Consider the following 25,032-nt stretch of genomic DNA (forward strand, 5'->3'; position numbering starts at 1 on the left):
AAAAATGCAAAATCAAAAACGAGTAGTCATCGATTATGTTTCGCCACAAATTAATGGAGGCGAATTTTTTATTAAAAGAGTCGTCAATGAAATTGTAAATATCGATGCCCATGTTTTGGTTGATGGACATGATATTATAGCAGCTTCAGTGCTTTACAAACACGAGAAAGCGAAAACATGGAATGAGGTGAGAATGCAACTGATTGAAAATGATGAATGGAAAGCTTCATTTGTTGTTGAAAAACAAGGGTTTTACACATATAAAGTTGAAGCTTGGGTAGATTACGCTCTTAATTGGCAACATGGAATTGAACGAAAAATAGACGATAACCAGCTTGTAAAGTCGGAACTTTTGGAAGGTTTTTTATATTTAAAACCACTTCTTAAAAAGGCGACTAAAACTGAAAAAGATTACATTAAAACCTGCATAGAAGTTTTTGAAAATGAAAAGCATTATGATAAAGCTGTTGTGGAAGCAACCAGTGAAAAATTGCATTCCATTTTTGTAAAATATCCTGAAAAAATTCTAGCAAATACTACTCGCGATTTACAAGTGTATGTTGATAGGCCTAAAGCTAGGTTTAGCACTTGGTACGAGTTTTTTCCGCGCTCTACTTCAGAAAAGGAAGGCGTTCATGGCACATTCAAAGATTGCGAACGTTTGCTGCCTAGAGTTGCTCAAATGGGATTCGACACCTTGTATTTTCCGCCTGTTCATCCAATAGGAGAAGTCAATAGAAAGGGAAAAAATAACACCACAGAAGCTAAAGATGCTGATGTTGGATCAGCTTGGGGAATTGGTTCAAAAGATGGAGGTCATAAATCTATTCATCCGCAATTAGGAACTATTACAGATTTTAAAAGACTTGTAAAGAAAGGAAAAGATTTAAATATTGAAATAGCCATGGATTATGCCTTGCAAGCTGCTCCAGACCATCCTTGGGTATCATCACATCCAGATTGGTTCAAATGGAGACCAGATGGGACAGTTCAATATGCAGAAAACCCACCAAAAAAATACCAAGATATTCTTCCAATTTTTTGGGAAAGTAAAGATTACAAAAACCTTTGGAAAGAGTGCCTTGATACCATGCTCTATTGGATAGATTGTGGTGTTCATGTTTTTAGAGTTGATAATCCACATACTAAACCGTATTATTTTTGGAACTGGCTAATCTCTGAAGTCAAACAAAAACATCCAGATGTAATCTTTTTGGCTGAAGCATTTACTAGACCAAAAGTAATGCAACAATTGGCAAAACAGGGCTATTCACAGTCATATACCTATTTTACTTGGAGAAATTCTAAACAGGAATTTATTGAATATATGACCGAGTTGACCCAAACTAATCAACGAGAGTATATGCAACCTAATTTCTGGCCAAATACACCAGATATTAACCCTTATCATTTGCAAGGAGCTAATGAATCGATGCATTTATTGCGTTACGCCTTAGCAGGAACCTTAAGTTCGAGTATTGGTATTTATGGTCCAGTTTTCGAGCAAATGATAACGGATGCGATTCCTGGTAAAGAGGAATATTATATGTCTGAAAAGTTTGAAGTAAAGCATTATGATTGGTTTAAAGAAAATAAACTTACAATGTTAATTTCAAAAATTAACCAAGTAAGACATCAAAATGAAGCCTTACAGCAAACCAATAATATTAAGTTTTGTCACATAGAAAATGATAATCTTTTGGCATTTTATAAATGGAATCAAGATAAAACTAATGAACTTTTAATAATCATTAGTTTAGACCCATATTATAAACAACAAGGCACCGTTCAATTGCCTCTTAAAGATTTAGGAGTGCACGAAGGGGAAAGGTTAAATATGCAAGATTTGATTACTGGAAGTAGTTATAATTGGCATCAAGAATGGAACTTCGTTGAGTTGCATCCAGCACTTCCTTTTCATATCTTTAAGATAAATAAGTAAGAGATGTCTAAGAAATCTACAAAAAATTTAAGCTTACAACCACCTTTCAATTTTAATGATAAATGGGAAGAATTGCTGGAAAATAAAGATTTTGTAAAGATTTTTTTATCTGATATTTTAGAAGACTATATCAAAAAGCAACGTTGGTATGGTGGAAAAGCGAGCAAACTCAAATACATTGAATTAGCAGAATACTTTAGAATTCAGCAAAAAGAAGAAGTATATTATGGCTTAATTCTAGAGGTCAACTTTGACGAAGCATTCTATCAGCATTACTTTCTTCCAATTGCATTTGTTTCTGACGAAAATTTTGCAAAAGAAAACCGAATCCTTCCAATAAGCATTCAAAATCAGAAAGGTTTTATTATAGATGCAATTAATTTAGAAGCGTTTAGAAAAGTAGTATTCGAACGTATTTTAAATGCGCTTCCAAAAGACAAAACTAAAGTGCGATACCAGAAAAGCGATATTTTTAAAGATTGTCAATATGAATCGTCCCGTTTTATGGGTTTAGAACAAAGTAATACTTCTATTGTATATAATGAAAAGTTTGTGCTCAAGTTTTTCAGAAGAATTTATGCCGATAGAAATCCAGATTATGAAATGAGCCGATTTCTGTCTGATAAAAAAGATTTCAAAAATACGCCTGCGTATTTAGGAAGTGTACAAATTAAGGATAGCGATGGTTTAAATATTACCATTGGACTTATGCAAGAAATGGTTCAAAACCAAGGTGACGCTTGGGATTATATGCTTAAAGAATTGCATAAAGTCTTTTCAAACCTAGAATATAAAAACATAAATATTAAGAAGCTTCCAAAAACAGAAGATTATGGTCGCTTGCATATTCCAGATGTGCCTCCTCAAATTATAGATTGGGCTGGACTCAACTTATTTTTAAAGATTCAAACCTTAGCTAAACGAACCGCAGAAATGCATATTGCTTTAGGAAGTGAATTCGAAGACACCTCATTTACACCAACGCATTTTAATGGTGATTATACAGTGTGGTTGAAAAACAGGTTATTATATCAGTTTCAGAATAGGTTAAATGCCATTGAAAATAATTTGCATAAACTCGACGGGTTAGCCTTAGAATTAGCAAATGAATTTCTTGAACGCAAAAATGAAATTAGAAAAAAGTTCGTCAATTTTGATTGGACAAAATTAAAAGGTGAGCGCATACGGGTTCATGGCGATTATCATCTAGGTCAAGTTTTGGTTAAGGATGATGATTTTTATATTCTAGATTTTGAAGGTGAACCAGAAAGTACTATTCGAGATAGAAAAGTGAAACAACCACCTTTAAAAGATGTTGCTGGTATGTTTCGTTCATTTCATTATGCTATTTATGCCACTATATTTAATAATATCGAATTGTACAAACACGATCAAGCCGAATTATTTGAAGCTGGAGAAGTGTTATATCAATATTTAAAAGGTGTGTTTTTAGGAACTTATATCGTTGAAATCCAAAATGCAAACATCAATATTGGGTATCATCAAGAACGTATTTTCTTATTAAAATATTCACTGCTAGAAAAAGCAGTTTACGAATTAGGATATGAACTTAATTCTCGTCCGCGTTGGGCTGTTATTCCTTTAAAGGGAATATCTAACATCATTAATAATTAATTTATGGCAGAAGTAATAGCACATAGTCTATTCACAGAATTTGATATAAACCTATTCAAATCTGGAAAGCATTATCGATTATACGAAAAATTTGGTTCGCATATCATGACTTTAGATGGAGTAGAAGGTACATACTTTGCGGTTTGGGCTCCAAGTGCTAAACATGTTTCAGTAGTGGGTGATTTCAATTATTGGGTTGAAGGTGCTCATTCATTAAATGTAAGATGGGATGCAAGTGGCATTTGGGAAGGTTTTATTCCTGGTGCAGGTAAAGGATCTACTTACAAATACAAAATCCATAGTAACAATAATGATATAAAAACCGAAAAAGCTGATCCTTATGCAAGACGATGTGAGCATCCTCCTAAAACGGCTTCAATCGTTTGGGACGAACCTTACAGCTGGAAAGATAGCAAATGGATGAAAAAGCGCAAAAAGCACAATGCTTTAGATGCGCCTTTTTCAGTTTATGAAGTCCATTTAGGCTCATGGAAGAAACAAATAGAAGACAATCGATTCATGTCGTATGTTGAGTTAGCCGATGAATTAGTGAGTTATGTTAAGGACATGAACTTTACACATGTGGAGTTAATGCCCATAATGGAATTCCCTTACGATCCAAGTTGGGGTTATCAATTAACAGGTTATTTTGCACCAACATCACGTTTTGGATATCCTGAGGAATTTAAACTTCTTGTAGATAAATTACACCAAAATGATATTGGAATTATTTTAGATTGGGTGCCTTCTCACTTTCCTGAAGATGCCCATGGTTTAGGATTTTTTGATGGTTCAAATTTATACGAACATCCAGATCCGAAAAAAGGCTATCATAACGATTGGAAAAGTTTAATCTTTAATTATGGAAGAAATGAAGTCAAGTCTTTTCTAATCAGTAATGCAATTTTTTGGCTAGATCAATACCATGCTGATGGTTTACGTGTTGATGCAGTTGCATCTATGTTATTTTTAGATTATTCTAGAGAAGATGGTCAATGGGAACCAAATATGTTTGGCGGAAGAGAAAACCTAGAAGCTATGGCTTTTATGCGTGAAATGAATGAAGCTGTGTATTCAAGTTTTCCTGATGTTCAAACTATTGCTGAAGAATCAACAGCATTTCCAATGGTGTCAAAACCAACATTTATGGGTGGATTAGGTTTTGGTATGAAATGGATGATGGGTTGGATGCATGACACACTTCAGTATTTTGCAAAAGAACCTGTGTATAGAAGATATCATCAAAATGATTTAACATTCAGTATGACCTATGCGTTTACCGAAAATTTCATGTTGCCGTTAAGTCATGACGAAGTCGTATATGGTAAAAAATCTATATTAGGTCGAATGCCAGGAGATGAATGGCAGCGTTTTGCAAATTTACGAACCCTTTACAGTTACATGTTTACGCATCCTGGAACGAATTTATTGTTTCAAGGTGCTGAATTTGCACAGAGCAATGAATGGAATTTTGAACAAAGTTTAGATTGGCATCTGTTAGATTATGAACCTCATAAAGGAATTCAAGAATTAATAAAAGGGTTAAATACATTGTATAGAAAAGAACCTGCATTACATCAAAAACAATTTTCTGGAGATGGATTTGAATGGATAGACTATAATGATGCCGAAAATTCTACATTCGTCTATATGAGGCATGGCGAACTTAAAAAAGACACAATAATTGTGGTTTGTAATATGACACCAATTCCTAAAGATAATTTCAAAATTGGTGCGCCAAAAGCAGGTAAGGTTAAAGAAATTTTTAATAGTGACCTTAAAAAGTATTACGGAACTGGTCTTTATGCCAATAAGACTGTTGCTACAAAAGATGAACCTTGGCATTTTAGAGATCATTCAGTAAGTGTTAAAATACCACCTCTAGGTGTTGTGGTTTTTAAGTATATGAAATAGTTGAAGAGTTTTTAACGAATTATCAATTTCACGAAGCTAAAGTCTTATTTTCGATAAAATAAATAGCCGAAATCGTTGTAGTTAATAATTCCTTATAATTACTCGAAAGCATTCTTTTTTAGGTGCTAACTTTTCCGTTTTTTTACGTTTATTATTTTAAAATCAGAACATGATTGTAAATACAGAATTAGAACAAAAAGGGAATTTATTTCCTTCAAAAATAATCGCATTCAAAAAGGATGTCGATACCTTATATTTTTCCACAGATAATGATGTTGTTTTGCAGCTTACAGTGTTAAGAGATAGTGTTTTGCGATTTAGATATACAACAACCGGAACTTTTGATAAAGATTTTTCTTATGCCATAACAAAATATGCAAGCACAGGATATAATCATCTAACGATTGAAGAAGATGAACACCATTATAAAGTAACAACTTCAAAATTAATTTGTCACATTGCTAAAGAAGATTTAAGAGTATCATTATATGATGCTAAAGACAATGAACTGATTAATCAAGATGAAGCCGGTTTTCATTGGGAAGAAAGCTACGAGTTTGGTGGTAATATAGTTAAGATGAGTAAATCATCTAATGATGGTGAAAGTTATTATGGTTTAGGCGATAAGCCGAACCATTTAAATTTGAAAGGTAAACGTTACCAAAATTGGGTAACTGATTCATATGCCTACGGAAAAGATACTGATCCAATTTATAAGGCCATTCCGTTTTATACAGGTTTGCATAATAAAAAAGCTTATGGTGTTTTCTTTGATAATACGTTTAGAAGTTTTTTCGATTTTTCACATGAAAGACGAAATGTAACAAGTTTTTGGGCAGATGGTGGTGAAATGAATTATTACTTCATTTACGGTCCACAAATGCAAGATGTTATTGAAAGTTATACGGATCTTACAGGAAAACCACACCAATTACCACCACTTTGGGCATTAGGATATCACCAATGTAAATGGAGTTATTATCCAGAAAGTAAGGTGAAAGAAATCACATCTACCTTTAGAAGGTTAAAAATTCCATGTGATGCTATTTATTTAGACATCGATTATATGGAAGGATTTAGATGTTTTACATGGAACAAAGAGTACTTTCCAGACCCAAAGCGAATGGTTAAAGAATTGGCAGATGACGGCTTTAAAACGGTTGCTATTATTGATCCAGGAATAAAAATAGATAAAGAGTATTCAGTCTTTAAAGAGGCTTTAGAAAATGATTATTTCTGTAAACGAGCTGATGGTCCTTATATGAAAGGAAAAGTATGGCCTGGAGAATGTTATTTTCCAGATTTCACTAATCCTGAAGTAAGGGAATGGTGGTCAGGTCTGTTTAAAGAATTAATTGAAGATATTGGTATAAAAGGCGTTTGGAATGATATGAACGAGCCTGCAGTAATGGAAGTTCCAAATAAAACCTTTCCAGATGATGTTAGGCATAATTATGATGGAAACTATTGTAGTCACAGAAAAGCACATAATGTGTATGGCATGCAAATGGCTAGAGCAACCTATCAAGGTTTAAAGAAATATGCCTACCCTAAACGTCCTTTTGTCATAACAAGATCTGCGTATTCTGGAACGCAACGTTACACGTCTACTTGGACAGGTGATAATGTGGCTACTTGGGAACATTTATGGATCGCTAATGTACAAGCGCAACGTATGGCGATGTCAGGTTTTAGCTTTGCAGGAAGTGATATCGGTGGATTTGCAGAGCAACCACAAGGCGAATTATTCACGCGATGGATTCAATTGGGTGTTTTTCATCCCTTCTGCCGTGTACATTCTTCAGGAGATCATGGCGATCAAGAACCTTGGGCTTTTGATGAAGATGTGACCGATATTGTAAGAAAATTTATAGAATTGCGATACCAATTATTACCGTATTTATATACAGCTTTTTGGCATCATGTAGATCAAGGAACACCTATATTGAAATCTTTAGTTCTTTATGACCAAGAGGACGTTCACACGCACTATAGAACTGATGAATTTGTTTTTGGAGAAAGTATTTTAGTATGTCCAATTATTGAACAAAATGCAAGAGGAAGACGTATGTATATTCCTCGAGGAATGTGGTATAACTATTGGACTAACGAAATCGTAAAAGGAGGAAAAGAATTATGGGTTGATGCTGATATTGAAAGCATGCCTATTTTTATAAAAGAAGGTGCAATTATTCCAAAATATCCGATCCAACAATATGTTGATGAACTTGATATTGAAGAAGTAACTTTAGAGGTGTATTTTAAGAAAGGAAAGGAAGTATCTACACTTTTTGATGATGCAGAAGATGGTTATGATTATACCAAAGGCAGGTATAGTTTAAGAACCTTTAAATTAAGAGGAAAAGAAAATGAGTTAATTATTCAACAACATAAAGAAGGTAAGTATACAACTAAGTACACAACCTTTAACTTGAAAATCTATGGTTTGCCATTTGAAGTTAAAGAGATTCAAGTAGATAATGAAATTATTGATATTAAAAGGTTAAAGGTTGACAAATACTCAAATATCATTATTGATAAAGACTTTTCAGAACTTCATATCATAGGGAAATAAAAAGTACGATGACCTGTGACATTTTTATAATTGTTTGTGTCAAACATTATGGAACGAATTTTGTAAATTTAGCTTATATTATTAAAAACCATTAACAATGAAATATAAAAACACTATAGTAGCATTAGGAACTCTAGCATTGTTTCTGTCTTGTGCTACCAATCCTCTTACAGGAAAAAAAACAATGGCATTTGTATCAAACAGTCAGATATTTCCTTCTGCATTTGCACAATATGATAAATTTTTATCTGAGAACAATGTCGTTAGTGGCACTTCTGATTCTGAAATGATTAAACGTGTTGGACAACGAATTGCCGTTGCGGCAGAACGTTGGTTAAATGCAAATGGACATCAAGGTTATTTAAAAGATTATAAATGGGAGTACAACTTAGTAAATGATAATACGGTTAATGCTTGGTGTATGCCTGGTGGAAAGATTGTATTTTACACAGGAATTTTACCTATTGCACAAAATGAAACAGGTGTTGCTGCAATTATGGGACATGAAGTTGCTCACGCACTTGCTAATCACGGACAACAACGTATGAGTGCTGCTTATATTCAACAAGGTCTTGCAGTTGCTGGAAACTTTGCTATTAAGGACGAGAAAACAAGAAATATCTTTAATCAATCTTATGGTATTGGCTCAAACGTTTTAGGAATGTTACCATTTAGTAGAAGTCACGAATCTCAGTCTGATGAATTTGGATTAACACTAATGGCGATTGCAGGTTATAATCCAGATGAAGCTGCTGAATTATGGAAACGTATGAAAGCTAATAGTGGAGGACAAGGACCACCAGAATTTTTAAGTACACACCCATCAAATGATACAAGAATTTCTAATTTACAAAGTTGGGCACCCAAATCTAAAGCAGAAGCTAAAAAGTTTGGTGTAACATCATTTAGACCATTAGGAGAGTTTTAATATTTAGTTCTTAAAAAATACCTTATTTTAGAAGCTGCTTACTTAAAAGCAGCTTTTTTTTATGGAACATTTACAAAAAGGCAGTAAAAAACTGCTCAATGCTTGGGCATTTTATGATTGGGCAAACTCAGTCTACACATTAACAATTGCGTCTTCAATTTTTCCATTATTCTATTCCTTTTTATTTATTGAAGGTTCCGATAAAATAGTAGATGCCTTCGGATTAGAATTTAAAAGTTCAGCACTAATAACTTATGTCACCGCATTTACATTTTTAGTAGTTTCAATAACATCACCAATACTTTCAGGTATTGCAGATTATGTCGGAAATAAAAAGAATTTTATGAAATTCTTTTGTTACGTAGGTGCTGCAGGATGTATTGGTTTATATTGGTTTAGTATTGAAAATATACATTTAAGTCTACTGTTTTATTTCATGGGATTAATAGGATATTGGGGAAGTTTGGTGTTCTATAATTCATACTTACCAGATATTGCATTTCCTGAGCAACAAGATAGTATCAGTGCAAAAGGATTTAGTATGGGTTATATAGGAAGTGTCCTACTTTTAGTGCTTAATCTATTTATGGTCATGAGCCAAGAAACAGGAGCAGAGAAAATGCAAATGATGCGTTACTCTTTTGTGACTGTTGGGTTATGGTGGATAATTTTCAGTCAATATACATTTTATATCCTTCCTAAAGGTGTTTCAAATGGACATAAGGTTACCAAGGCGGTTGTGTTTAATGGCTTAAAGGAATTAAAACTCGTTTGGCTTCAACTCAAACAAAACTTAAGACTTAAGCGTTATCTCATTGCATTTTTTGTGTTTAGTATGGCAGTTCAAACCATCATGCTAGTGGCTGTGTATTTTGGCGAAGAAGAAATTGCTTGGGGTAATTCTGATGCAAAAACACAAGGTTTAATTGTAAGTATATTAGTAATTCAGTTGGTAGCCATTCTTGGAGCTTTTTTGACCTCTCGTGCATCTTCAAAGTTTGGAAATATACCAACACTAATCGTAATTAATTTTATTTGGATGTCATTATGTGTTTACGCATATTTTATGGAAACACCTATAGAGTTTTATACTGCAGCATCGTTAGTTGGGTTAGTAATGGGTGGCATACAGTCATTAGCAAGATCGACTTACTCAAAATTTTTACCAGATGATACTGAAGACACAACCTCTTATTTTAGTTTTTATGATGTTGCTGAAAAAATAGGAATCGTAATTGGAATGGTTATTTTCGCGACTATAGATCAAATTACTGGAAGTATGCGTAATGCAATTCTATTCTTATTCATCTTCTTTTTAGTTGGTATAATTTTGCTATTTAGAGTTCCAAAAGAAAATCCAAATGCAAATTAATTAGTATGTTTGCTGAAAATAAATTAATTGTATTATGAAAAAGCTAAGTTTACTTTTTTCCTTATTTATATTATTAACGGCGTTTACTTGTGAAAACGAACCTCTAGAAGGTGATTTTGTTTCAGATACAGAGTTGTCTTGTGATATTGCAACACAAAACACTCAGAATGCTGCATTAGCATTTTTAGATGTAACTGTTGAAACCTATGCTCAATTGTGTATCGCTTATAGAAATGCATTACAAGTGCAAATACAATTTTGTGGAGATCCTGATGGATCATTGCAAACTCAAATTGATAGTATAGGAGATTGTGGAGAAACCAATACAGATCCTTGTGATGATGCCACTGCGGCTTCTGCACAAGCTGCAACTGCATATAATGCAGACACATCAAATTTGACCTTATGTAGTGCTTATAAAGCAGCATTGCAAACTCAAATAGCTATTTGTGGTGATACTGATGGAAGCCTTCAAATAATTATTGATGAGTTAGGAGATTGTACAATAACAAATATGTCTTCTGGTACTTTAAGTGTAACTGCTGGAACATTAAACATTCAGTTCATTACAAATAGTGCAGTTTTAGAATCAGGTATGGTAATTGTTAACGGAAGTAATACTGAGCAAGGAGCTAATTATTTTATAGAGTTTCAAGTACCTGAAGGTACTACTGGTGTAGATGTTATGCAAAACTTTAAACTAACCTTAAATGATGGTGAATTTTTCCCAAATACTGATGGGTTTGATGATTTCACGAATAATATTACCGTGAATTCTGGAGGAGTAATTCAAGGAACTTTTGGAGGTATAGTTACAAGAACTGATGGCGCAGATTTAAATTTAGCCCAAGGAATTGTAGATTTGGAATATTAAAATAATAAACGAAGTATAAATGCTAAAAAAGCCACTCTGAACAGAGTGGCTTTTTTGTTTTGATTGATGAATTAAAGTTAATTACTAATGCTTCCTGAACCAGCAACCTTAGTGTCTTCAGTTTTAGGATTCCCTCTGTATTCAATATCTCCAGAACCAGCAACCCTTGCTTTTAAGCTTTCATTACTTACAACTTCTGCATCTCCAGATCCTGCTACAGAAACTACAGTGTGATTGGATTGCAAATCAAAGCCGTGAAAATCACCAGAGCCAGCTACTTTAGCTTCAAGTTTATTAGTGTTTCCTTTTATAGTTAAATCACCAGAACCTGCTAACTTCCCTATAGTATTTGAAGCTTCAATATTTAAAACAACATCACCAGATCCTGATAATGCAATCTGTAAATCTGAGGACGTAATTACATCTTCATTCCATAAGTCACCTGAACCAGACAATGATACATAACTTATATCTTTAAATGGAATGGTGATTTTTATGGTTTTATTATTACTAGGGTTTAGGTTGATATTCTTTTTTGTCTTTATAACTAATTTATTCTCCTTAACCTCTGTTATAACGTACTCTAATAAATTTTCTTCACCTTCAATGGTTATTTTTCCTTCAGTACCTGCAACTAAAATATAATCAAAAGAACCAGCACATGCTATGCCGTCATAATCTGAAGTAGATCTTGTTGTAGTTGTCATTTTTCCGTTGCCTTTAATTTTTTTGCCACCAGCATAACTAAATGAGATGCAAAATAAAAGGGCAGTAAGTAAGATTGATTTTTTCATTTTAAAGTTTTTTAATTAATTAATGTTTTTTGAATGTTACGCTTCCATATTCAGTTTTTATTCTAATCATATTTCTGCTATTTGAATTGCCATAATATCCTAGGTAGTATTTGTCTGAGGATTCAATGCGCTTTTTTGTATACTCAAAGTTATCAGCATCTCTCAAAGAGGCATACTCTAATTCGATATCAAAGTTGAATGCATAAGCAGAATCGTAGCCAATTGTAATGCCGCAATAATCTGATTCTATTTCAATATTACCAGCATTGGCAGCCATCTTTTCAATTTTTATAGAACCATAGTCGGCTTTTACATTTACATTTTTATAGATCGTTCCCATTCTAAGCGTTAAATAATCGCCATTGCCTTCAACGTTATTTGCATTATTGATTTTTAATGATCCATAATCACAATTGTATGAGATGTCTTCTGCTAACTCAATTTCTGACTTTGTATAATCTGCATTGATGTCCAGGGATTTTGCGCTGCCTATTGTGAATCCACTATAATCGGCATTTATACTTCCGCTTTTTATATATTCAAAATAAGAATTGTTTGTATAGTCAAATTTGATATCATTATTATCTGCCATCAATTCTTTTGTGGTTATTTTACCATAATCGCAATTAAGTTCTGCACGACCTTCTAGCTTATCAAGGGTTATGCTTCCGTAATCGTTGCTTAAGTCTACATTATTCGTAATTGGTAATTTGATGATATAATTAATAGACATATTTACATTATTGTTTTTGCCCCAATTCCACCAAGACTTAGATTTCTCTTTGCTAAAAATTGTTTTCGCCATAACAGATTTAGATGTTGCACTAAATTCAACATCGATATCATTAATCTTTTCTTGTACTTTTTCTAGATCATCACCATTGGTTTTAATTTTAACTTCAATGCTAATTGTTGATCCTTCATAAGTAACAATATCAATGTTTCCGTAGCTATTATTTACTTTTAATGTAGCGTCACTAGACACAGGAAATTCTTTTTTTATAGTTTTCTCTTTGGTGTGTTTTCCAGACCAATTTGTTGTGTTGCCTGCCAATGCAATAGTAGGCACTAGAATAAATGCAAACAGTATTCTGTATAGTAATTTTGTTTTCATAATGATTGTGATTTATATCCCAATGTGAGTATTTAACTGTGTTGGAACGTTTTTTGTTGATTTAATTGTTATAAAGTATTTTGATTTAATTCGTCAGCTTTAAATTGTTTAACCTCTTCAATATTTTTCATGACATGCTCTAGTACGTCAATTCTGTTTTGAAAGTTTGAAATCATCGCATAAACAACACGTTGGTCATCTCCAGATTGGGTTAAATCTTTTTTTAATTTTTCATAATCAGTTTCTAAAACTATTAATTGTTTTAAAGCGTCATTGATTAACTCTTCGGTTTCTGGAGACCGTTCAGTTTCAAGAGTAGCTAATTCATTTTGAATTGCCAACGTAAAAAAGTCTTGAGTTCGAGATAATTCTGGAGACACACTTGCCAAATCGTTTATCTCAGGTTCTTGTTGTTGCATAAACGTAAAAATGCTAAAACATAATACTATTGATGCAGCTACAGCTAAGAAAGGCTTCCAGTAATTTGATTTTTGTTGAATGGTATTCTCAGCAATAGTATTCTGCTGTTTTAACTTTTCTAAAAATCGATTTTGATGACCAGAGTTTGGCATATCAACATCAAACTCATTTTCAAGTCGTCCAAAAAGGTTATCCATATTATCTTTTTCCATGTTCGTTGTATTAAGAGGCCAAAGGCGCTAATTTTTTCCTCAAGCTTTCTTTAGCTCGAGATATTAATGTTCTACAGTTGGCATTCGTTATGTCCATGATTTCACAAATTTCTTCATAATCATAACCCTCTATCAAGTGTAATGTCAATCCCATTCTGTAATTATCTTTTAACGATTTCATCGTGTCTAAAATTTGATTCGCTTTCAAACTAGTAAACTCATCATTTTCAACTATTCCAGAATGATCTTCAACTTTATAAAGCACATCATCAATTGATACATCATTATATTTAGTATTCTTTTTATAATGATAAATACTATTGTTGATAACGATCCGCTTTAACCAAGATCCAAAAGTTTTAATCTCTTTAAGATTATCTAACTTTGTGAATGCAGTTAAAAACGAATCTTGCATGATGTCTTCAGCCTCAAAACTGTCTTTTACAATTCTGATTGCGGTGTTATACATCGCTTTGTAGTACCTGTTGTAGACTTCCATTTGTGCATGCTGGTCTCCAGATTTACAAAGCTGCAATAACTGCTCTATATTTTGATTGGTTAGTGTCAAAAAACAATTGCTTTATTATAGAGATGAAAGGGTAAACCAATTGTTACACTTTTAATAAAAAAAGTTTTTAATATTATGTAGCGTAATGGCATAACTATTGGAATTACATAAAGGTAGATAATTACTTTTACTTTGTAATCGTTTGATAAACAAGCTTTAGAGTGATTATTATAAAAATTATAAACCTATAACTTCTGTTATTTTAATGACAGATTGACTAAAAAAATAATATGGCGAAGTCTAATTTCTTAAAGCTTGACAGTTTGTCATTTCAGGATTTTGATGAAAATTCAGAATTAATTCCTTTAATGACTCCAGAAGATGAAGCAGAAATAAATAATGAAACCCTTCCAGAGTCATTACCAATATTACCATTGCGTAATACAGTTTTGTTTCCTGGAGTTGTAATTCCTATTACGGCAGGTAGAGATAAATCTATCAAACTAATTAATGATGCCAATAAAGGCAGTAAGGTTATTGGAGTTGTTTCTCAAAAGGATGAGACTATTGAAGATCCTACCGGAAAAGATGTCTTCAAAAAAGGAACTGTTGCTCGCATATTGAAAGTACTCAAAATGCCAGATGGTAATACAACCATAATCATACAAGGAAAAAAGCGTTTTGAAATTCAAGATATCATTTCTGAAGACCCTTATTTAACGGCTACAGTAAAAGATGTTCCGGAAGCAAAACCAGCAGTTGATAATGAAGAGTTTTCTGCAATTATCGAATCTATTAAAGAATTGTCGCTTCAAATAATAAAAGACAGTCCAAATATTCCAACGGAAGCTTCTTTTGCAATCAAGAATATAGAAAGTAATTCGTTTTTAGTAAACTTTGTGTCTTCTAATATGAATCTTTCTGTAAAAGAAAAGCAAGAGTTATTAGAGATTAATGATTTGAAGCAACGTGCACTAGCGACCTTGAAATTCATGAATATTGAATTTCAAAAACTGGAACTTAAAAATGATATCCAGTCTAAGGTTCAAAGTGATATGAATCAGCAACAACGAGAGTATTTCTTACATCAGCAAATGAAAACCATTCAGGAAGAACTTGGAGGTGGTGTATCATCTGGTGAAGAGATAGAAGAGATGCGTCAACGTGCTAAAACAAAGAAATGGAACGAAACGGTTGCTGAGCATTTTGATAAAGAATTGTCAAAAATGCAACGTATGAATCCGCAAGTAGCTGAGTATTCTATTCAACGCAATTACCTAGATTTATTCTTAGACTTGCCATGGGATGAGTTTAGTACAGATAAATTCGATTTAAAACGAGCCATGAAAATTTTAGATCGTGATCATTATGGTTTGGATGATGTTAAAAAACGAATTATCGAGTATCTCGCAGTTTTAAAATTGCGTAACGATATGAAATCTCCTATTCTTTGTTTATATGGACCTCCTGGTGTTGGTAAAACGTCTTTAGGAAAGTCAATTGCTGAAGCTTTAGGTCGTGAGTATGTTCGGATGTCCTTAGGCGGTTTACGTGATGAAGCCGAAATTCGAGGTCATCGTAAAACGTATATTGGTGCAATGCCAGGTCGAATTATTCAGAGTTTGAAAAAAGCAGGTACATCAAATCCTGTGTTTGTTTTAGATGAAATTGATAAACTTACCAATTCTCATCAAGGCGATCCGTCTTCTGCGTTGTTAGAAGTTTTGGATCCAGAACAAAATAACGAGTTTCATGACAATTTCCTTGAAATGGGATTCGATTTGTCTAAAGTAATGTTTATTGCTACATCAAATAGTTTAAATACAATTCAACCTGCATTGTTAGATCGTATGGAGATTATTAATGTATCTGGTTATACTATTGAAGAAAAAGTTGAAATAGGTAAGCGTCATTTACTTCCGAAGCAATTAAAAGAACACGGCCTTACAGACAAACATTTAAAGATTGCGAAACCTCAGTTAGAAAAAATTGTTGAAGGTTACACTAGAGAGTCTGGAGTTCGTGGTTTGGAAAAACAAATAGCAAAAATGGTGCGTCATGCTGCCAAAAATATAGCTATGGAAGAGACATATAATCTTAAAGTGACTAATGATGACATCATTGAAGTATTAGGAGCTCCTAGATTAGAACGTGATAAGTATGAAAATAATAATGTTGCTGGAGTGGTTACTGGTTTAGCTTGGACTAGAGTAGGAGGTGATATTTTATTTATTGAATCCATTTTATCAAAAGGAAAAGGTAATCTCACTATTACTGGTAACTTAGGTAAAGTAATGAAAGAGTCTGCTACCATTGCTATGGAATATATTAAATCAAATGCTGATGAATTTGGAATAAATCCAGATGTTTTTGAGAAATACAATGTCCATATTCATGTTCCCGAAGGTGCTACTCCAAAAGACGGTCCGAGTGCAGGTGTAACCATGTTAACGTCTTTAGTTTCCTTATTTACCCAACGTAAAGTGAAAAATAGTTTGGCTATGACAGGTGAGATCACTTTAAGAGGAAAAGTATTGCCAGTAGGAGGAATAAAAGAGAAAATTTTGGCAGCAAAACGCGCTAGAATAAAGGAAATTTTACTTTGTGAAGATAACAAAAGAGACATAGAAGAAATAAATCCCTTATATTTGAAAGGATTAAAATTTCATTATGTCAAAGATATGAGTGACGTTTTGAGATTGGCATTAACCAATCAAAAAGTAAAGAATGCTAAAAAACTTTAGATTAATAGCTATGGTTTTGGTTTTTGCGGCTTCTAGTTTTGAAACTATTGCGCAAATCAATGAAACCGATAATTATAAGGATGTCCTTCTAGATGGCAAACCAGCAAAGTTAAATTTAGTGACTGGAGAAATAACATTCACTAATGGAGAGATTGCTAAATCTCGAGCAGCTAGAAAAATCAAGGATTCAGTTTTAGATAATCGAACAGAAATTAAGACAAATCTACTTAAAGATATGTCTGCAACTTCTAATGCAACACAACATGTTGTAATTACAGATGCTATTGAACCTGTCGTTGATGATACTGAAATAGATACAGATTCTAAAACACCTGAGCTTACTGAAAACCCTACAGAAGCTAATGATTATAAGACTACAATGACTTTATTAACGAATGAAACAGTAGTATCTAATCCATCCAAAACCAATCGAGAAGAGCATGCTAAAAACAATCCATATGACTTTCATATGGTTAAAAAAGGTGAAACGTTATATCAATTAGCACAACGATATGAAACCAGCTTAGGGCAACTAAAAATAGCAAACAACTTGGAAACTACACTTATTAAAGAGGGAGAGACGTTAAGAGTAAGAAACTTTGAGTCTGTCGAAGCAACTGATTCGCTCTGGATAGTTTCAAAAGGAGATACCTTATATAATATTGCAAAGCGAAATAACACTACAGTTGAAGAGATAAAAGACCTTAATGCATTGTCAAATAATTTAATAAAAATCGGACAAAAACTTCAGGTAAATCAGAATTCAGCAATTACAAAAAAATAAAAAGCACAACTAGTCGTTTTAAGATAGAATTATTTACTTTGCAAACTTATATGCTAAAGAAAATTACCACGTTTATTTGTCTTTTGACGACCTCTGCATTTTATGCTCAAGTTGGTGGTGAGTCTACATTTCAATTTTTAAATTTAGTTTCATCTCCTCGGCAAGCTGCACTTGGCGGAAAGGTAATTACCAATTATGATTATGATGTTACAAGCGGTTTGTTTAATCCAGCAAGCATAAACCCGGAAATGGATAATCAACTAGCTGTAAATTATTCGAGTTATTTAGGAGGTATTAGTTACGGAACTGCCGCTTATGCTTATACTTGGGATAGACACGTGCAAACTTTGCATATAGGTATGACTTATATCAATTACGGAGAATTTGATGGATATGATCAAAATGGCGTATCTACAGGAACTTTTACAGGTAATGAAGCAGCACTTTCTGCTGGCTATGCTTATCAAATACCATTTAGTGATTTTTATTTAGGAGCCAACCTCAAAATGATCACCTCTAAACTAGAACAATATAATTCAATTGGTATTGCTGCCGATTTTGGAGCGATGTATATTGATGAAAAATTAGATTTTCATGCCGCTTTAAGCGTTAGAAATTTAGGAACTCAAATAGTAACTTATGCCGGATTAAATGAAAAGTTGCCTCTAGAAATTTCATTAGGTTTATCTCAAACATTAGAGCATGTACCTTTACGTTGGCACTTAACCTTTGAAAATTTACAGAAATGGCCATTGTCTTTTGCAAATCCTGCACGAGCTGTCACAGATTTAGATGGCAATCAAACTCAAGAGGAAATAGGTTTTTTAGGTGAAGTCATGCGTCATACAGTAATTGGAGCAGAATTATTTCCTGATCGTGGATTTAGTTTAAGATTAGGTTATAACTTTAGAAGAGCAGAAGAATTGCGCATTGAAGAACAACGTAATTTTTCAGGATTGTCTTTTGGAATGGGAATAAAATTGAATAAAATGCGATTTAGCTATACACATGCTAGATTTACAAGCGCATCTAATACGAGTTTCTTTGGACTACAAATTGATTTAAGATAATGCATAAAATTACCATAGCAATAGACGGATTTTCTTCTACTGGAAAAAGTACAGTAGCAAAGCGATTAGCTAAAGCTCTAGGCTATGTTTATGTTGACTCTGGTGCAATGTATCGTGCTGTCACCTTCTATGCTATGCAAAATGGTTTGATTGAAACTAATTGTTTTGATAAAGAACAACTTATTGAACAACTTGATAATATTCAAATAAACTTTAAATTTAATGACGATTTGGGTTTTGCTGAAGTATATCTCAATGGTGAAAATGTTGAAAAAAATATAAGAACACTTCAAGTATCACAATTTGTGAGTCAAGTGGCTACAGTTTCTGAGGTTAGAGAGCAGCTAGTTCTTCAGCAACAAAACTTTGGAAAACATAAGGGTGTCGTTATGGACGGTCGTGATATTGGAACTGTCGTTTTTCCTGATGCCGAATTGAAATTATTTATGACAGCTTCCGCAGAGAAAAGAGCACTTCGTCGCTATGACGAGTTATTAGAAAGAGGTGACGATGTGAGTTATGAAGATGTTTTAACAAATGTTCAAACTAGAGATCATATAGATTCTACAAGAGAGGATTCGCCATTATCTATGGCTAAGGATGCTATTAAGGTTGATAATTCTAATTTAACCTTAGACGAACAATTTGAATTAATTTATAAGTTGGCGTTAAACAAAATTAATGAATGTAATTAGACCGATAGGATATATAAAAATAAAAAGCGACCATTGGTCGCTTTTTATTTTACTCATTACTCTATTCTTAAGATAAATTTGGAATAATTAACTCTTGGTCTGGATAAATTAAATCCGGATTTTTAAGAATATCAGAATTTGCAGCAAAAATGTCTTGATATTTTGCAGGATTACCATAATATTGCTTAGCAATTTTACCTAAAGTTTCTCCGCTTTTTACAGTATGTCTAGTGTAAACTGATGTATCAGCTACTTTAATATCTGCCATGATATCAGAAGGACTATCACCACCAACAGCCTTTATTGCATCCCAAAGTAAATCTTTTTCGTATTGTGTTTTTGCTGTTCCCCAGATTTTTAATTTTCCATCTTCAACTTTTACATCTCCATTTTCAATGTTTAAAGTTTCTCCTAAGTCTAGGACCTCTTGGTATTTTGCTTTTACCATAATAGTTGTTTTTAATTTTGTGTTATACGTATGGTAAAGATATCAATTTATATGCCAAAAAATCAATAGGTTAGAGGTATTTTTTTTTCATTTTTAGATAATCAATGCCTAATGAAATGCTTAGCAATGATTTTGTTTGTTTTATTGATTTAGAAAACGTATTTTTGCACTCCTTTTAGCGAATCATTAGAAAGAAAAAAGGAAAAACTATAACAAACAATAACGCTTCTGTGTGTTATTCGCTTAAATCTTTCTAAACGTACAGAATACAAATTAATATTCAGCACATGTCTGAAAAAGAAACAAAAAAAGCTGAGGTAGAAACTACTGAAGCAGCAACTGTTGAAACTACAGAAACACAAACAGTTGAGACTCCAAAAGTAAAAGTATCTGAGTCACAAGCAAACCCTGAAAAATTCTTAAAAGATTTTAACTGGCACAACTACGAAGAAGGTATCGATCAAGTTGACGATGAGCAATTAGTAGAATTTGAAAAACTAGTAGCAGAAAATTTCGTTGATACTCTAAATGATGAAGTCGTTGAAGGTGTAGTTATTCATCTTTCTGATAGAGATGCTATCATCGATATCAATGCAAAGTCTGAAGGTGTAATTTCTCTTAATGAGTTCCGTTACAATCCAGATCTTAAAGTTGGTGACAAAGTTGAAGTATTAATTGACGTTCGTGAAGACGCAACAGGTCAATTAGTATTATCTCACAGAAAAGCAAGAGTAATTAAAGCTTGGGATCGTGTAAATAATGCTCATGATACAGGTGAAATCGTAAATGGTTTTGTAAAATGCAGAACTAAAGGAGGAATGATCGTTGATGTATTTGGTATTGAAGCTTTCCTACCAGGTTCTCAAATTGATGTGAAACCTATTAGAGATTACGATCAGTATGTAAATAAAACTATGGAATTTAAAGTTGTGAAAATCAACCACGAATTCAAAAATATAGTTGTGTCTCATAAAGCTTTAATTGAAGCTGATATTGAAGAACAGAAAAAAGAAATCATTGGTCAATTAGAAAAAGGTCAAGTATTAGAAGGTACAGTTAAGAATATTACGTCTTACGGTGTATTTATTGATCTTGGTGGAGTTGACGGATTAGTTCACATTACAGATCTTTCTTGGTCTAGAATTAATCATCCAAATGAAATCGTAGAATTAGATCAAAAACTTAATGTTGTAATCTTAGACTTTGACGAAGATAAGTCTAGAATTCAATTAGGTCTTAAACAATTAAGCAAACATCCTTGGGAAGCTTTAGGCGAAACTGTAAAAGTTGGTGATAAGGTTAAAGGAAAAGTTGTTGTAATTGCGGATTATGGTGCATTTGTTGAAGTAGAAGAAGGTGTAGAAGGATTAGTTCACGTAAGTGAAATGTCTTGGTCAACACATTTACGTTCTGCTCAAGATTTCGTATCAGTTGGTGATGAAATCGAAGCTCAAATCTTAACTCTTGATAGAGAAGATCGTAAAATGTCGCTTGGTATTAAGCAATTAACACCAGATCCATGGACAGATATTACAAGCAAATATCCTGTAGGTTCTAAACACACAGGTATCGTTCGTAACTTTACAAACTTTGGTGTATTTGTTGAATTAGAAGAAGGTATCGACGGATTAATTTATATCTCAGATTTATCTTGGACTAAGAAAATTAAGCATCCAAGTGAATTCTGTAACGTAGGTGATAACTTAGACGTTGTTGTTTTAGAATTAGATGTTGAAGGACGTAAATTATCTTTAGGTCACAAACAAACTACTGATAACCCTTGGGATAAATACGAAACTGAATTTGCTTTAGGTACAGTTCATACTGCTGAAATTTCTGAAATCGTTGATAAAGGAGCTACAATTGAGTTTAACGAAGATATCGTTGCTTTTGTACCTTCACGTCACTTAGAAAAAGAAGATGGTAAGAAAATTGGTAAAGGAGAATCTGCAGAGTTTAAAATTATTGAATTCAATAAAGAATTTAAACGTGTAGTTGCTTCTCATACTGCAATCTTCAAAGAAGAAGAAATGGCAAATGTAAAAGCAGCTGTTAAGAAGCAAGAAACGCAAGCAGCAGAAGCAAAACCAACTTTAGGTGATGCTAATGACGCTTTACAAGCGCTTAAAGATAAAATGGACGGGAAGAAATAATTCCTTGAATTTTTAAATATTAAAAGCCTTTCAGAAATGAAAGGCTTTTTTGTTTCGTAGATATATGTTTTAACTTCTAAAATTTTGCATTAACTTTGTCAACCAAATACGTTTGGAAATTATATGAGTCAAAAAGTGTTACTTAATACTAAAGAGGTAAACATCATTCTTCATCGACTGGCTTGTCAACTTATTGAAAATCATAACGACTTTACAAATACGGTTCTTATTGGTATTCAGCCAAGAGGAAAATACCTTGCTAATCGTCTAGCAACCATGCTAAAAAACGATTATAACATCAAAAATATTGAGTTAGGACATTTGGATATCACTTTTTTTAGAGATGATTTTAGAAGAGGTGAAAAAATATTAGAAGCCAATACTACAGAAATTGGCTTTTTAGTAGAAGGGAAAAACATTGTTTTTATTGATGATGTATTGTATACTGGACGAAGTATAAGAGCTGCATTGACAGCTATTCAATCGTTTGGACGACCAAATGAAATTGAATTACTAACATTAATTGATAGACGATTTAGTAGACATTTACCAATTCAACCCAATTATAGAGGTCGACAAGTAGATGCTATTAATGAAGAAAAAGTAAAAGTTAACTGGGCCGAAAACGAAGGTGAAGACGCAGTATATTTGATAAATAATTAAGACCATGAGCGAATTAAGTGTCAATCACTTATTAGGAATTAAATATCTCAACAAAAAGGATATTCAATTAATTTTTGAAACGGCAGATCACTTTAAAGAAGTGATAAATAGACCAATTAAAAAAGTGCCTTCGCTTAGAGATATTACTATTGCCAACTTATTTTTTGAAAATTCTACACGAACAAAATTGTCATTTGAACTCGCCGAAAAACGACTTTCAGCTGATGTGATTAATTTTTCGGCATCTCAGTCTTCGGTTAAAAAAGGAGAAACCTTAATAGATACTGTAAATAATATTCTATCTATGAAAGTAGATATGGTTGTGATGCGTCATCCCAATCCTGGAGCAGGTGTGTTTTTGTCACAACATGTAGATGCAAGTATTATCAATGCTGGAGATGGAGCACATGAACATCCAACACAAGCATTACTCGACACCTATTCGATAAGAGAACGATTTGGTGAAGTTAAAGGTAAAAATGTGGTTATTGTTGGTGATATTTTACATAGTAGAGTTGCCCTTTCTAACATTTATGCATTACAATTATTAGGTGCCAATGTGATGGTTTGTGGACCTAAAACCTTGCTTCCAAAATATATAAAAGATTTGGGAGTAAAGGTTGAAACAAATTTAAAGAAAGCCCTTAATTGGTGTGATGTAGCAAATATGTTGCGTGTTCAAAATGAACGTATGGATATTAGTTATTTTCCATCAACACGAGAATATGCACAACAATATGGAGTGACTAAAGCGTTATTAGAATCTTTAGATAAAGAGATAACAATAATGCATCCAGGACCAATAAATCGCGGTGTTGAGATTACCAGTGATGTTGCAGATTCTAAACAAGCGATTATTCTAGATCAAGTTCAAAATGGTGTAGCTATACGAATGGCAGTCATTTATTTATTAGCTTCCAAAATAAAACATTGATATTATGATTTTTGATAAAAACGGAAATACGTCCATAATTACACAAGAAAAAGCGTCTATAATAGAGCTGGTAAAAAAAATTGACGTGCTTTATGAGCGCTTTAAAAATGATAATATAATCATTAATCTCACCACTCTAAATAAAGTGACACTATCTGATATTGTTGAATTTCTTCAAATATCGAATAAACATCGAAAAGCGAAGCATTCGTTTGTTATAGTTTCAAATAATGCAAATCTTGATGAAAGTCCAGATGAAATTGTTGTAGTACCAACACTTCAAGAAGCTTATGATATTATTGAAATGGAAGATATAGAGCGTGATTTAGGATTTTAATGCGCTATGAAATTAAAGATACTTGGTTGTCACAGTGCAACGCCTAGAACCAATACCAATCCAACATCTCAAGTTTTAGAGATAAAAAATCATACCTTTTTAATAGATTGTGGTGAAGGTACTCAAGTAGAGTTACGTAGAAACAAAGTAAAATTTGTTAGGATCAAACATATCTTTATTTCTCATTTACATGGTGATCATTTCTTTGGCTTGGTTGGACTTATTTCAACGTTCAGGTTGTTAACTCGTGAAGCTGATTTACACGTGTATGGGCCAAAAGGACTAAAAGAAATAATTACCCTTCAAATGAAATTGACTGAGTCTTGGACTAATTATAAGTTGATTTTTCATGACTTAACGTCGGATGTTTCTGAATTGATTTTCGAAGATGATAAAGTAGAAGTTTATACCATTCCGTTAGACCATCGAATTTATACCAACGGATTTCTATTCAAAGAAAAAGTAGGCGAACGTAAATTAGATATGAATGCTGTATTAAATGCCGATATAGATATTGCATACTATAGAAAACTGAAACAAGGCTTTGATGTTGAAAATAATAAAGGCATCCGTATAAGCAACGAATCTGTTACAAAACCACCAAACAAACCTAAAAGTTATGCGTTTTGTAGTGATACGGCATACAATGAAGCGATAGTGCCAATTATTAAAGATGTCGATGTACTATATCACGAATCCACATTTTTAGATAAGAATGAAAAGCTTGCAATTCCAACCAAGCACAGTACAGCAAAACAAGCAGCTAGTATAGCAAAGCAGGCCAACGCTGGAACCTTAATTTTAGGACATTATTCAACTAGATATGATGATTTGAATCTGTTTAAGGAGGAAGCTACAGAAATATTTCAAAATGTAGAATTAGCAAAAGACGGAAAATCATTTGAATTTTAGAAAA

The 25,032-nt window shown here is 32.9% G+C and carries 21 protein-coding genes; 16 read left to right on the forward strand and 5 right to left on the reverse strand.

The window, feature by feature from the left end; translation table 11 throughout:
* Nucleotides 1-4 precede the first annotated feature (4 nt).
* From VOI25_RS14110 to VOI25_RS14140, 7 genes are all read left to right on the forward strand, one after another.
* Nucleotides 5-1,942: an alpha-1,4-glucan--maltose-1-phosphate maltosyltransferase gene (locus VOI25_RS14110; protein WP_323789726.1), complete on the forward strand. Its 1,938-nt coding sequence runs from the start codon at nt 5-7 to the stop codon at nt 1,940-1,942.
* 3 nt (nt 1,943-1,945) lie between these two features.
* Entirely contained in the window at nt 1,946-3,577 is a 1,632-nt protein-coding gene (locus VOI25_RS14115) for a maltokinase N-terminal cap-like domain-containing protein (RefSeq protein WP_323789727.1), read from the forward strand.
* Between the two features lie 3 nt (nt 3,578-3,580).
* Nucleotides 3,581-5,491 (forward strand): 1,4-alpha-glucan branching protein GlgB, encoded by a 1,911-nt coding sequence (gene glgB, locus VOI25_RS14120; RefSeq protein WP_323789728.1) that lies wholly within the window; start codon nt 3,581-3,583, stop codon nt 5,489-5,491.
* 169 nt (nt 5,492-5,660) lie between these two features.
* Nucleotides 5,661-8,066, forward strand: a complete 2,406-nt coding sequence (locus tag VOI25_RS14125; RefSeq protein ID WP_323789729.1) for a glycoside hydrolase family 31 protein — start codon at nt 5,661-5,663, stop codon at nt 8,064-8,066.
* A gap of 97 nt (nt 8,067-8,163) precedes the next feature.
* Entirely contained in the window at nt 8,164-8,994 is an 831-nt protein-coding gene (locus VOI25_RS14130; protein WP_323789730.1) for a M48 family metallopeptidase, read from the forward strand.
* A gap of 61 nt (nt 8,995-9,055) precedes the next feature.
* On the forward strand, nt 9,056-10,366 hold the full coding sequence (locus VOI25_RS14135; protein ID WP_323789731.1) for an MFS transporter: 1,311 nt from the start codon (nt 9,056-9,058) through the stop codon (nt 10,364-10,366).
* A gap of 34 nt (nt 10,367-10,400) precedes the next feature.
* Entirely contained in the window at nt 10,401-11,240 is an 840-nt protein-coding gene (locus tag VOI25_RS14140) for a hypothetical protein (RefSeq protein WP_323789732.1), read from the forward strand.
* A 77-nt stretch (nt 11,241-11,317) separates the two neighbouring features.
* Here VOI25_RS14140 and VOI25_RS14145 read toward each other — a convergent pair whose 3' ends face one another.
* The 4 genes from VOI25_RS14145 to VOI25_RS14160 all read right to left on the reverse strand — a co-directional run bounded on the left by VOI25_RS14145 (nt 11,318) and on the right by VOI25_RS14160 (nt 14,348).
* A complete protein-coding gene (locus VOI25_RS14145; RefSeq protein ID WP_323789733.1) occupies nt 11,318-12,034 on the reverse strand; it encodes a head GIN domain-containing protein in 717 nt (238 codons plus the stop codon).
* 19 nt (nt 12,035-12,053) lie between these two features.
* Complete coding sequence (locus VOI25_RS14150; protein WP_323789734.1) at nt 12,054-13,148, reverse strand: hypothetical protein; 1,095 nt, start codon at nt 13,146-13,148, stop codon at nt 12,054-12,056.
* A 68-nt stretch (nt 13,149-13,216) separates the two neighbouring features.
* On the reverse strand, nt 13,217-13,780 hold the full coding sequence (locus tag VOI25_RS14155; RefSeq protein WP_323789735.1) for a hypothetical protein: 564 nt from the start codon (nt 13,778-13,780) through the stop codon (nt 13,217-13,219).
* Between the two features lie 10 nt (nt 13,781-13,790).
* Nucleotides 13,791-14,348 (reverse strand): RNA polymerase sigma factor, encoded by a 558-nt coding sequence (locus tag VOI25_RS14160; RefSeq protein WP_323789736.1) that lies wholly within the window; start codon nt 14,346-14,348, stop codon nt 13,791-13,793.
* 230 nt (nt 14,349-14,578) lie between these two features.
* Here VOI25_RS14160 and lon point away from each other — a divergent pair, with 230 nt between their 5' ends.
* The 4 genes from lon to cmk are packed head-to-tail and all read left to right on the forward strand — an operon-like array spanning nt 14,579 to nt 19,581.
* Nucleotides 14,579-17,032: an endopeptidase La gene (lon, locus tag VOI25_RS14165; protein ID WP_323789737.1), complete on the forward strand. Its 2,454-nt coding sequence runs from the start codon at nt 14,579-14,581 to the stop codon at nt 17,030-17,032.
* Complete coding sequence (locus tag VOI25_RS14170) at nt 17,016-17,816, forward strand: LysM peptidoglycan-binding domain-containing protein (protein WP_323789738.1); 801 nt, start codon at nt 17,016-17,018, stop codon at nt 17,814-17,816. The genes lon and VOI25_RS14170 overlap by 17 nt, the downstream gene beginning before the upstream one ends.
* A gap of 50 nt (nt 17,817-17,866) precedes the next feature.
* On the forward strand, nt 17,867-18,886 hold the full coding sequence (gene porQ / locus VOI25_RS14175; protein WP_323789739.1) for a type IX secretion system protein PorQ: 1,020 nt from the start codon (nt 17,867-17,869) through the stop codon (nt 18,884-18,886).
* Nucleotides 18,886-19,581 (forward strand): (d)CMP kinase, encoded by a 696-nt coding sequence (cmk, locus tag VOI25_RS14180; RefSeq protein WP_323789740.1) that lies wholly within the window; start codon nt 18,886-18,888, stop codon nt 19,579-19,581. Before porQ ends, cmk begins: the two co-directional genes overlap by 1 nt.
* A 67-nt stretch (nt 19,582-19,648) precedes the next feature.
* Here the strand turns inward: cmk and VOI25_RS14185 are convergent, their stop codons facing one another.
* A complete protein-coding gene (locus tag VOI25_RS14185; protein WP_323789741.1) occupies nt 19,649-20,029 on the reverse strand; it encodes a LysM peptidoglycan-binding domain-containing protein in 381 nt (126 codons plus the stop codon).
* A gap of 287 nt (nt 20,030-20,316) precedes the next feature.
* Between VOI25_RS14185 and rpsA the strand changes: the two genes are divergently transcribed.
* The 5 genes from rpsA to VOI25_RS14210 all read left to right on the forward strand — a co-directional run bounded on the left by rpsA (nt 20,317) and on the right by VOI25_RS14210 (nt 25,028).
* Nucleotides 20,317-22,182, forward strand: coding sequence for a 30S ribosomal protein S1 (gene rpsA / locus VOI25_RS14190; protein ID WP_323789742.1), 1,866 nt, complete (start codon nt 20,317-20,319; stop codon nt 22,180-22,182).
* A gap of 123 nt (nt 22,183-22,305) precedes the next feature.
* A complete protein-coding gene (pyrR, locus tag VOI25_RS14195; protein ID WP_323789743.1) occupies nt 22,306-22,845 on the forward strand; it encodes a bifunctional pyr operon transcriptional regulator/uracil phosphoribosyltransferase PyrR in 540 nt (179 codons plus the stop codon).
* 4 nt (nt 22,846-22,849) lie between these two features.
* On the forward strand, nt 22,850-23,779 hold the full coding sequence (locus VOI25_RS14200) for an aspartate carbamoyltransferase catalytic subunit (RefSeq protein WP_323789744.1): 930 nt from the start codon (nt 22,850-22,852) through the stop codon (nt 23,777-23,779).
* A 4-nt stretch (nt 23,780-23,783) separates the two neighbouring features.
* Nucleotides 23,784-24,116 (forward strand): ribonuclease Z, encoded by a 333-nt coding sequence (locus VOI25_RS14205; RefSeq protein ID WP_323789745.1) that lies wholly within the window; start codon nt 23,784-23,786, stop codon nt 24,114-24,116.
* A 6-nt stretch (nt 24,117-24,122) separates the two neighbouring features.
* Nucleotides 24,123-25,028, forward strand: a complete 906-nt coding sequence (locus VOI25_RS14210; RefSeq protein ID WP_323789746.1) for a ribonuclease Z — start codon at nt 24,123-24,125, stop codon at nt 25,026-25,028.
* Nucleotides 25,029-25,032: the final 4 nt, after the last annotated feature.

Origin of the sequence: Psychroserpens sp. (genome assembly GCF_034670085.1) — a bacterium.
Classification (GTDB): domain Bacteria; phylum Bacteroidota; class Bacteroidia; order Flavobacteriales; family Flavobacteriaceae; genus Psychroserpens.